Origin of the sequence: Arcicella sp. BE140 (genome assembly GCF_031456255.1) — a bacterium.
Taxonomy (GTDB): Bacteria; Bacteroidota; Bacteroidia; order Cytophagales; family Spirosomataceae; genus Arcicella; species Arcicella aquatica.
Map to the genome: position 1 here is coordinate 72700 of NZ_JAVDUE010000002.1, position 11988 is coordinate 84687.

Genomic DNA, 11988 nt, shown 5'->3' on the forward strand with positions numbered 1-11988 from the left:
TATGCAAATCCTGACTGGTCTTCTTAAAAATATTAAAACAATTACTATACTAGGTAATACCGAAATAGAAGTTTCATCTATCATCATCGACTCTCGTGCTGTTACAGAGGGCTCGATGTTTGTGGCTTTAAAAGGCACACAAGTGGATGGTCATACATTTATTGATAAAGCCATAGAATTGGGCGCAACTACCATTCTTTGCGAAGATTTACCAGAGAATCCATTGCCATCAGTTACTTATATTCAAGTAAAAGATACTTCTGAAGCCTTGGGATATATTGCCTCCGCTTTTTATGGTAATCCATCTCAAAAATTAAAACTAGTAGGTATTACAGGCACTAATGGAAAGACAACCACTGTAATGTTGTTATTTCGTTTGTTTCGTCAATTAGGGTATCGTTGTGGATTGATTTCTACCGTGCAAAATCAGATTGACGAAGACGTAATTCCTTCAACCCATACTACGCCAGATGCGGTGAGCTTGAATAAGCTATTGGCAGAAATGGTTGAAGCTGGCTGTACGAATGCCTTTATGGAAGTAAGCTCACACTCGGTAGTACAGCATCGTATTACAGGAGTAACTTTTGCAGGGGCTATTTTCTCAAACATCACTCACGACCACCTGGATTTTCACGGAACGTTTGATAACTATATCAAAGCAAAAAAAGGTTTTTTTGATGCTTTACCCAAAACGGCTTTCGCTTTAGTGAATATTGACGACCGTCGCGGTGCAGTGATGGTTCAGAATACCAAAGCAAGTATAAAAACCTACTCCCTAGAAACCCTTGCTACGGTAAAAGGCAGGATTGTTTCAGATAGTATCTATGGTTTGCAAATGGAAATAGATGGACGAGAGATACATTTTCAGCTAATAGGTACTTTTAATGCGTATAATTTGATGGCTATTTATGGCGCCGCTACCTTGTTGGGCGAAGACCCTGACGAAGTACTCGTACAGATGTCAGGATTAAAAACTGCTCCAGGACGATTTGAACAGATTGTTTCAATCAAAGACAAAAAAGTAGGGATTGTAGATTATGCCCATACGCCAGATGCTTTAGAGAATGTATTGAAAACCATCAAGCAGATAAAAGGAGATGATCAACAGGTAATCACGGTAGTGGGTTGTGGCGGAAACAGAGATGCGACCAAACGCCCGATTATGGCAAAAATAGCTTGTAGCTTATCGAATAAGGTAATATTGACGTCTGATAATCCACGCAAAGAAGACCCATTAGAAATTTTGGCTCAGATGCAAAAAGGCGTTCCTCCGCTAGACTTCAAAAAAACGAAAACTATTGTAGACAGAAAAGAAGCCATTGATTATGCTGTAAATACCTTGGCCGAGGCAGGGGATATTATATTAGTAGCAGGCAAAGGGCACGAAACCTATCAGGATATTCAAGGAGTAAAATATGATTTTGATGATAGATTGATTTTGAAAGAAGCTTTCGGAAATTAACAGAACTTATCAACAAAAGAGATGCAGTATTAGGAATAGAATATTGCTTTAAAACTAAATAACATTACTAAATTTGCACTTCTGTTTATACAAACAAAAGCTATTTAAATCTGTCTTCATAATTTTGCCATCATACTAACCAAATTATTATGCTTTATTATCTATTTGATTATTTAGATAAACACTTCAACTTTCCGGGAGCAGGTTTGTTTCAATACATTACCTTCCGTGCTTTTGCGGCAGTAGTTACTTCTTTAGGAATTGCAGCCATTTGGGGAAAAGCCGTGATTAATCTATTGAGTAAATTACAAATTGGCGAAGCCATCAGAGATTTAGGATTAGAAGGACAAATGCAAAAGAAAGGTACACCTACGATGGGTGGCTTTATTATTCTATTGTCTTTACTAGTGCCCACTTTGTTGTTTGCGAAGCTTAATAATATTTACATCATTTTGTTATTGGTAACTGCCGTTTGGTTGGGTGGCGTTGGCTTTATTGATGATTATATCAAAGTATTCAAAAAGAATAAAGAAGGTCTTTCTGGTAGATTCAAAATCGTTGGTCAGATTGGCTTAGGATTAATCGTGGGTCTTACAATGTGGTTTAATGATGACATTAAAGTAAGGTTTTACGAGAAAGCAAAGATTGCTACTAACATAGGTCAGGTACAAAAATTTACGGATTCAAAAGCGTTGATTTCAACAGTACCTTTCCTAAAAAACAACCAGTTCGATTATAGCTATTTAATCCCTGATTTCTTGGGGCTTGACCAATATACGTGGGTAATATATGTAATTGCTGTTATTTTCATTATTACGGCGGTTTCTAACGGAGCAAACATTACTGATGGAATTGATGGTTTGGCGGCTGGAACGTCTGTAATTATTGGTATTGGTTTGGCAGTATTAGCGTATGTATCAGGTAATAAAGTGTTCTCTCAATATTTGAACGTAATGTTTATTCCCAATTCTGGGGAACTAGCCGTTTTTTGTGCGGCTTTTGTAGGAGCATGCGTTGGTTTTTTATGGTATAATTCTTTCCCTGCACAAGTGTTTATGGGAGATACTGGTAGCTTGATGTTAGGTGGAATCATCGCAACACTTGCTATCGTAATCAGAAAAGAATTGTTGATACCTGTATTATGTGGCATATTCTTGATAGAACTACTCTCTGTCATTATGCAGGTAAGTTATTTTAAATATACCAAAAATAAATTTGGCGAAGGGCGTCGTATTTTCTTAATGTCACCTCTACACCATCACTTTCAGAAAAAAGGCTATCATGAAGCTAAAATTGTAACACGCTTTTGGATTATCTGTATTCTTTTAGTAGTTGTTTCTGTCGTTACGTTAAAATTGAGATAGATTTTCGGAATAAAACTATATTCTAAGACAAAAGCACTTTCGGAATTTCTGAAAGTGCTTTTTATTTTTAATCTATCCAAAAGCTTAAAATCTTATTCAAATGAAAATACAACCATTTATAAAAACTTTTTGAATTTTGTAATGACTGAAAAAACTAATTTGTAAATTTGACGTTATTAATTTATGAAATCAAATCACTGGAGCTTACCAAAACAGTACAAGTTACTCATCAGAATGTAGTAGTTTTGTTTCGTAATAAAGTATTTAATAAATGTATTTTAAGTAACTATTTTTCTTTAATAGCTCCATAAATCATCTCATGTCATGTTGAAGATATTCCTTATAATTTGTCTTATCTTATTTATTTTTCCACGCATATTAAAATGGGCTTTAAGAGGATTCGTGGTTTCTCAATTCAATAAGGCACAGCAAGACTTTAACCAAAAACAACAATCTTATCATTCTTCGCCTAACAGACGAGAAGGACAAATTGATGTAGATTTTGTTCCACCCAAAAAAGGTAAAAGTACCGAAAATTTTGACGGAGGAGAATATATAGATTATGAGGAGGTTAAATAATAACCTCCTTTTTACAATTGAACAGCCTTCTGAATATTTACCCTACTAAATCCGTGATTTAGTATCACCAATCTTTGGCTTCGTCTAAAAATCAATTTTAAATATTTTGATTTTAGGATAAAAATTGTATTTTTGTTAAACGTGAATTTGTAAATTTTGTGGAATTAACCCAAAAACATATTCTTTTTTGCATTAAATGCACATTTTTGATATTATTCCTCATCAAAAACACTACAGTATCTGCAAATATAAATTGTACTAATCAAAGTTTTTTTGTCAATCAACATAGTGCTGGTTTAATTAATAATCACGTTCTATCTCCCAAGAATTTCGAAAAAATGATTGGCTTTTCATTCCAAAACATCAACAATTCATCAAAGCGTTATAAGACACTTAAAGATTTAAAAAATCATGCTTATTTTTTCTCTCTTGAAAACCTAATACTTGGGTTTGATGATTCAGATGTAGAAGAAGAACATGTACAAAAAAAGACAAAAAGTACTAAGCGTAATCGCTCTGCTTATATTACAAGGGTTTGTGCCGAGGGAGATTCATTTTTATTTGATTTAGGGACACCTCTTAAAACTAAGGGCAATTTTATCTATAAGGATGCCCATTATCTTGACGTAATTATTTTATTCCATTCTCCTCCTCCCGAGAGCCTCATTAATGTGGCTTAACATCCAAAAACTTTCTTAAAATTAATTGCTTAATGGTGAATAATGTCTTCGTTTTGGCGAGGTAACATTTGCTATGGCTATACTTTTAGAAAGATTTTGAATCGTAAAATCTTATCGTATAGTAAAAAACTGAAGATTGAGTCAGTATCAATGAAATCCCGTATTGGCGTTTCCTGATAATGTATTGATTAGTTTTCAATAACCACATTCCTTAAAAATAGTAGTAAAATTTTACTGGGTTTTCGATGTCTCTCATAATCAGCCCAAAGTATTTATTCACTTAATTTATTAATGTAATGAAAAAAGTATTCGTGCTTTTATGTTTCAGTGCTACTGTTTTGTGCATGACAGCTTGTTCAACTAACAAAGAAAGCAAAGAGAAGCAAGAGGCGTTTCCAACCACTAATCCCATCATCATTGATACGGATTATAATAATGATTATGTGTCAGATATTCATGCTATCAAAAATGTAGAAATACGTGCCCGTGTAAAAGGGTATATCGACAAAATATTGGTAGATGAAGGGAAGTCTGTCAAACAAGGACAAATACTATTTTGCATCAGTAATCAGGAATATAAAGAGGAAATCCTGAAAGCTAAAGCCATGCTGAAAAGTGCTATTGCTGAAGCGAAAGCAGCCGAGCTGAACTTACAAAATGTTAAGCTATTGGTTGATAAAAATGTAGTGTCGAAAACTGAGTTTGAAATGGCTAAAGCAAAGCTAGATGCTTTGAACGCTAGAATAGAAGAAGCACAGTCGCACGAAACTAGTGCCAAATTGAAATTATCATTAACCGAAATCAAAGCTCCCTTTGATGGCGTTGTAGATAGAATTCCAAATAAGATAGGAAGCTTAATTGACGAGGGGACTTTGTTGACCACTATTTCAGATAACAAAGAGGTATTCGCTTATTTTAATGTATCTGAAAGGGAGTATTTAGACTTTGCCAAAACAATCAAAGAATCTGCCAAGAGTGAGGTATCATTGATTTTGGCCAATAATGAGCCTCATAACTACAAAGGGAACATAGAAACCATTGAAGGTGAATTTGATAAAAATACAGGTAGTATTGCTTTCAGAGCACGTTTTGCTAATCCAGAGAGAATATTAAGACATGGTTCAAGTGGGAAAGTAAGAATCAATAATAATGTAAAAAGTGCTTTGGTAATTCCGCAAAAATCAACTTTTGAAATTCAAGATAAGATTTTTGTATATGTGTTAGACAAAGACAATAAAGTACAAACCAGAAGTATTGTGCCTAGACTAAGGATTCCACACTTGTATGTAATAGAAACAGGACTTACTACTAGTGATAGAATTATTTATGAGGGTATCCAGAATGTGAAAGACGGAATGAAGATTATTCCAGAGATGATTTCAATGACAAAAATTATTGCTGATTTAAGAAGTAAATAATCTCATTCAATTCCATTCTTCCATCCAAAGACGAAAAAATATGTTTACAACATTCATAAATAGGCCAGTATTGTCAATTGTAATATCCTTAATAATACTATTATTAGGGGTGTTAGCTATGACCCAACTGCCAGTTACCCAATTCCCAGATATTGCACCTCCAGCAGTAACTGTAACCACAAAATATACTGGTGCTAATGCGGAGGTATGTGCCAAAGCGGTAGTAACGCCCTTAGAACGTGCCATCAATGGTGTACCAGGAATGACCTACATGACCTCAGTATCAGGGAATGATGGCTCAAGTATTGTTCAAGTGTATTTTCAAGTAGGAACAGACCCAGACTTAGCTGCCGTAAACGTACAGAATAGGGTTTCAACAGTATTAGATGAATTGCCAGAAGAGGTAATCAAGGCGGGGGTTTCTACCGAAAAAGAAGTAAATAGTATGTTGATGTACTTAAACATCATGACGAACGATACGACTGCTGATGAGAAATTCTTATATAATTTTACAGATATTAACATCTTAGCAGAATTAAAGAGAATTGACGGAGTAGGGTTTGCCGACATTATGGGTCAGCGAGAATACTCTATGCGTGTATGGTTGAAACCAGATAGAATGACATCATACAACGTTTCAGCGGAAGATGTAATGAATGCACTGAAAAGCCAAAACGTTGAAGCCGCTCCGGGTAAAATAGGGGAAAGTTCAGGTAGAAAGGCGCAGTCATTACAATATGTATTGCGTTATACGGGAAAATATACCAAAATAGAACAATACGAAAACGTAGTAATTAAAGCCAATGCCAATGGCGAGATGCTTAGGTTAAAAGATATTGCAGACATTGAATTTGGTTCACTCGATTATGATGTACTTTCAAAAGAAAACGGAAAGCCATCTGCCGCGATTATCTTAAAGCAAAGACCAGGCTCAAATGCTAGTCAGGTAATTAGCAATGTAAAGAAAAGAATGGCAGAACTGAAAGTAGCGACTTTCCCTCCGGGGATGGACTACAACATCAGTTATGACGTTTCTCGTTTCTTGGATGCCTCTATTCACGAAGTAATCAAAACCCTTATCGAAGCCTTTATTTTGGTAGCATTAGTAGTGTTTATCTTCTTACAAGATTTCCGTTCTACGTTGATTCCTGCTTTGGCTGTACCCGTTTCATTGATTGGTACTTTCTTCTTTATGCAGATTTTCGGGTTTTCGATTAACTTATTAACACTTTTTGCATTAGTACTAGCCATCGGTATCGTGGTGGATAATGCCATTGTAGTGGTGGAGGCTGTCCATGCAAAAATGGAATTGGAACATCTGGATGCACGAGAAGCAACGATTTCATCCATGAATGAAATCAGTGGGGCTATCGTAGCCATTACTTTGGTGATGACAGCCGTATTTATTCCTGTAGCATTCTTGTCGGGGCCAGTTGGAGTTTTCTATCGGCAGTTCTCTATTACCATGGCCATTGCCATAGTTATTTCTGGGGTAAATGCCCTTACACTTACGCCAGCACTCTGTGCCATTATGTTGAAAAATAATCATGGACAACCTAAAAAGACCAATTTGTTAAGTAAGTTCTTCGTGAAATTCAACGAGAAATATGATGGTTTGTCAGATGGTTATAAGTCGCTATTAGGTTCGATTGCCAACAGAAGAGTGGTTACATTATTAATGCTATTATTCTTTATTGGTGCTACTTGGGGTACTAATATTTTCCTGCCGTCTGGATTTATTCCTACTGAAGACCAAGGTACAGTTTATGCCAACGTAACTACCCCGTCGGGCTCGACGGTTGAAAGGACAGAAGCTGTAATGGATGAAATTCAGCGAGCTACTACCGAAATAGAAGCCGTTGAGTCAATCTCTACCTTATCAGGCTTTAGTTTGTTGACAGATGGTTCTGGAGCATCCTTTGGTATGGGCATGATTAACCTAAAAGCTTGGGAAGAACGCAAAGAATCGGTTGATGATGTCGTTGAAATCTTGACTGAAAAAACTAAAAATATCAAGGATGCCAGTATTCAGTTTTTCCCTCCGCCAGCTGTGCCTGGGTATGGTAATGCCAGTGGTTTTGAATTAAGGGTACAAGACAGAACAGGTAGTGGTGATTTACAAAAGCTTCAAAAAGTGACTCAAAGCTTTATTGAAGAATTGAATAAGCGACCAGAAATTGAAAATGCCTTTACCAGTTTTGATGCTAGTTTCCCCCAGTATTTGATTAATGTGGACAACGACAAAGCAGCACAAAAAGGTGTTTCTGTGAATAATGCGATGGATAATCTGCAATCGTTGATTGGTAGTTTTTATGCTACAAACTTTATTCGTTTCGGACAAATGTATAAAGTAATGATACAGGCATTGCCTAAATATCGTGCTCAGCCAGATGATATATTAAGAATGTATGTAAAAAATGACCAAGGTGTAATGGTGCCTTATTCTGCTTTTATCAGGATAGAAAGAGTTTACGGCCCAGAACAACTTACGCGTTATAATATGTATACATCTGCCATGATAAATGGCGAGCCTGCTGCAGGTTTCAGTAGTGGTAAAGCCATTGAAGCCATCAAAGAAGTAGCAGCAGAAAAACTTCCTAAAGGATATACGTATGATTGGTCTGGTATGACAAGAGATGAAATCTTATCAGGCGACCAAGCCATTTATATTTTTATCATTTGTTTAGTCTTCGTTTATCTTTTATTAGCGGCTCAGTACGAGAGTTTCTTGTTGCCAATCCCTGTAATTCTATCATTACCGACGGGCATATTCGGAGCATTCTTCTTATTGTTGATATTGGGCTTACAAAACAACATTTATGCACAAGTAGCCCTCGTAATGCTGATTGGGCTATTGGGAAAAAATGCCATTTTGATTGTAGAGTTTGCCATTTTAAAACAAAAAGAAGGGCGTACACCACTACAAGCTGCCATTGATGGTGCAGTATCAAGGTTAAGACCAATTTTGATGACTTCCTTTGCCTTTATAGCAGGGCTAATTCCATTGATGACGGCCACTGGGGCAGGTGCTATCGGTAATAAAACCATTGGCTCGGCAGCAGCAGGAGGGATGCTCTTTGGGACGGTGTTTGGCGTAATAATCATACCAGGCTTATACGTGATTTTTGCTACATTGGCACAAGGGAAAGCGAAGAAAAACAAGAAAGAAGAACTAATTCTTAATTAGAAAATGATGATTAAACTAAAATATTATATACTTACTTGTGGGCTTTTCATGGCAATGGTATTTACCAATTGTCAACCGATGAAAACCTACAAACAGCCGTCTTTAAAACCAATGCCCGAATCCTATAATAACAAAAAGGATTCGACCAATGATGCAGCCATCAATTGGAAAAGCTATTTTACAGACGCCACGCTGATTGCTTTGATAGATACCTCGCTGAATAACAATATTGATTTATTGATGACTTTGCAAAGAATTGAGATGGCTCAAAATCAACTTAATTTTGCTAAGGTATTAGGAAAACCTTTTTTTGGGGCTGGCATAACTGCTGGACAAAAAAGATTTGGGAAATATACGATGGATGGTGTTGGTAATTATGATACCAATTTTTCAAATAATATTACCGACGACCAAAAAATACCCGAACATCTCCCAGACTTTAATATTGGTTTGCAGAGTTCATGGGAGATAGATATTTGGGGAAAATTGCGTAATAAAAAGAAAGCCGCTATCGCTCGATACTTAGCAAGTGTTGAAGGAAAAAACTGGATAATAACCAACTTGATTTCTGAAATTTCAGCGGGCTATTATAGCCTGATTGCGTTGGATAATGAATTAGACATTATCAAAGAAACCAGAAATCTGCAATTAAATGAATTACAAATTATTCAAGCTCAGAAAGAAGCGGGTTATGCCAACGAATTAGCGGTAAAACAATTTGAGTCGAGAATCCTAAATACTAGAAGTTTAGAAGTTGAGATTTTACAATCAATTATTGAGATTGAGAATAAAATCAACTTTTTGTTAGGCAGGTATCCACAACCGATTTATCGAGATAAGTTACAGTTTACTAAGCCTTTGCCAACGCAAATCAGAATGGGTGTGCCAGCTCAGTTATTGAGAAATCGTCCTGATATTAAAAAAGCTGAATACGAACTACTAGCAGCCAAAGCTGACGTGGAGGCCGCTCGCTTAGCATTTTATCCCTCATTGAATATCAATGCTACCTTAGGGTTTCAGACTTTTAATCCTGCCTATGTAATTGCTCCGCAATCATTAGCTTATAACGTCTTAGGGGGATTATCAGCACCTATTATCAATAGAAAAGGATTAATAGCTGATTTTGGTGTAACGAGTGCTGTTCAGATAGAAGCTTTGTACAATTATCAAAAGAGCATCATTGGTGCTTATACTGAAGTGTACAATGAAATGTCTAATATCAAAAATCTTAGCCTGATTCAGGATTTGAAAAGTAAAGAAGTAAACGTATTGACAGAGTCTATCATAACGTCTACAGACTTATTCAAAACAGGTAGAGCGACCTATCTAGAGGTTTTATTAACCCAAGCAAATGCTTTACAAGCGAGAATAGAATTAATCAATGTGAAAAAACGCCAATATGATGCCGTAGTGAATATTTATAAAGCTTTAGGAGGAGGTTGGAGATAATCTACTCGGTTTTCATCTTTCTTGAAAAAGTATCTTCAAGAAAGATGAAAACCATTCGTAAATTGGGTGGCTTGTTATGAGGGGAGTTTTTATGAGCAAATTGTTAAGAAAATGTTTTCAAATAATTTCCTTAAATTCGCATCATCAATAAATTAAAATACCCTTTCATGAAAAAATATTCATTCCTGATTAGCGTCTTGCTTCTTTCAGTTACGGTTTCTCAGACCAATGCTCAAAAGATTGCAGAGAAGTATGCTAAAACCATTACGGCAAAAGACCTAAAAAAACACCTCACTTTTATCGCTTCAGATAGTTTAAAAGGGCGGGATACGGGTTCGCCAGAACAGAAAGTAGCCGCAGAATATATCGCCAAACAATTTGATAGTTATGGTTTAAAAGGTCCCGTTAATGGGAATTCTTATCTTCAACCAGTAGATTTAATAAAACGTGGTTGGGGAGATTTTTACTTGAAAACTAAGTCGAAAGAATTCAAATACTTGTTTGATTTTATTGCCAATACTATTTCACCAATGCCACAAGAAGAAACCTTTGAAACGGTTTTTGTGGGATATGGTATTGAGGATAAAGCCTTGAACGATTACGAAGGCATAAAAGTAAACGGTAAAATTGTTGTCGCTTTTGAAGGTGAACCACGTTTAGCAGATGGCAGTTACTTGATTTCAGGCAATACAGAAATGTCTAAATGGAGTAAAGGTGAGGCTTGGAAAGAGAAAATGGCTACTGCTAAAAGTAAAGGAGCAAAGGCTTTATTACTGATTTCAAAACAAAGTGTTGAAGAGTTTGAGAAAGTAATCAAACAACGTCAAACGATGCTAAAACGGTTTGGTAATGCAAGACTTAGCTTTGCTGACCAAAAAGACCCTCAAGGTTCTGACTTTGCTGTTTTAACAGTTGGACCAACAATGGCTGCTGATTTGTTTAATACAACGGTTGCTCAATTAGATATTCTGAAAGAAAAAGCTATTACTAAAAGTGTTGCAAATCAATTAGAAAAGCAATCTGTAGGGATAAAAATTGAAAGAACTGCTCAACCTGTTGAGACTTACAATGTATTAGGATATTTAGAAGGAACGGATAAAAAAGACGAATTAGTGATTGTTTCTGCACATTATGACCACGTAGGAGTAACCGATGGGAAAATCTATAATGGTGCTGATGATGATGGTTCTGGAACTGTTTCTGTACTAGAAGTAGCTCAGGCATTTGGTGAAGCCGCAAAAGCGGGAAATAAGCCTCGCAGAAGTATGCTTTTTTTAACAGTAACTGGCGAAGAAAAAGGCTTGTTAGGGTCTGAATTTTATGTGACTCATCCAGTTTTTCCATTAGCAAGTACAGTGAGCGATATTCATATTGATATGGTTGGTAGGTCTGATAAAGAACATGAAGGCAAAGGAGACTATATTTATGTGATTGGTTCGGATAAACTTTCTTCTGAGTTACATGCTTCTTTGATTGAACAAAATGATAAACATAACCCTATCAATTTAGATTTTCGTTATAACGACCCGAATGATCCAAACCGTTTTTATTATCGTTCAGACCATTATAATTTTGCTAAAAATAAGATTCCAGTAGCATTTTTCTTCAATGGAGTTCATGATGACTATCATCAACCGACAGATGATGTTGAGAAAATAGAATTCGAGCAAATGGAAAAAAGAGCCAAATTGATTTTCTATTTAACTTGGGATGTTGCTAATCGTGATAAGAGACTCGTTGTAGATTCAGATAAAAAATAATTTCTCCAACAATTTACTTTTAAATTGATACAGCTAGGCTTCAATTTGTGAATAATTATTCCAGATTGGAGCCTAGATTTGTTAGGTCA

The 11988-nt window shown here is 35.9% G+C and carries 8 protein-coding genes; all 8 read left to right on the top strand.

Annotation, left to right across the window (positions count from 1 at the left end; translation table 11 throughout):
• Nucleotide 1 precedes the first annotated feature (1 nt).
• The 8 genes from J2Y60_RS03625 (at nt 2) to J2Y60_RS03660 (ending at nt 11899) form a co-directional block, all read left to right on the top strand.
• Nucleotides 2-1462 carry a UDP-N-acetylmuramoyl-L-alanyl-D-glutamate--2,6-diaminopimelate ligase gene (locus J2Y60_RS03625; RefSeq protein WP_309913386.1) on the top strand — a complete coding sequence of 487 codons (1461 nt, stop codon included), beginning with the start codon at nt 2-4 and terminating at the stop codon, nt 1460-1462.
• A gap of 149 nt (nt 1463-1611) precedes the next feature.
• The gene (gene mraY / locus J2Y60_RS03630; protein ID WP_309913389.1) at nt 1612-2826 is read left to right on the top strand and encodes a phospho-N-acetylmuramoyl-pentapeptide-transferase; all 1215 of its coding nucleotides are present in this window, start codon (nt 1612-1614) and stop codon (nt 2824-2826) included.
• Nucleotides 2827-3150: 324 nt separating this feature from the next.
• Nucleotides 3151-3405: a DUF4834 family protein gene (locus tag J2Y60_RS03635; protein ID WP_309913392.1), complete on the top strand. Its 255-nt coding sequence runs from the start codon at nt 3151-3153 to the stop codon at nt 3403-3405.
• Between the two features lie 158 nt (nt 3406-3563).
• The gene (locus J2Y60_RS03640; RefSeq protein ID WP_309958993.1) at nt 3564-4085 is read left to right on the top strand and encodes a hypothetical protein; all 522 of its coding nucleotides are present in this window, start codon (nt 3564-3566) and stop codon (nt 4083-4085) included.
• Nucleotides 4086-4381: 296 nt separating this feature from the next.
• Nucleotides 4382-5503, top strand: coding sequence for an efflux RND transporter periplasmic adaptor subunit (locus tag J2Y60_RS03645; protein ID WP_309913397.1), 1122 nt, complete (start codon nt 4382-4384; stop codon nt 5501-5503).
• A gap of 40 nt (nt 5504-5543) precedes the next feature.
• A complete protein-coding gene (locus tag J2Y60_RS03650) occupies nt 5544-8690 on the top strand; it encodes an efflux RND transporter permease subunit (RefSeq protein WP_309913400.1) in 3147 nt (1048 codons plus the stop codon).
• Nucleotides 8691-8693: 3 nt separating this feature from the next.
• Nucleotides 8694-10139: a TolC family protein gene (locus tag J2Y60_RS03655; protein WP_309913402.1), complete on the top strand. Its 1446-nt coding sequence runs from the start codon at nt 8694-8696 to the stop codon at nt 10137-10139.
• Between the two features lie 167 nt (nt 10140-10306).
• Nucleotides 10307-11899, top strand: a complete 1593-nt coding sequence (locus J2Y60_RS03660) for a M28 family peptidase (RefSeq protein ID WP_309913405.1) — start codon at nt 10307-10309, stop codon at nt 11897-11899.
• Nucleotides 11900-11988: the final 89 nt, after the last annotated feature.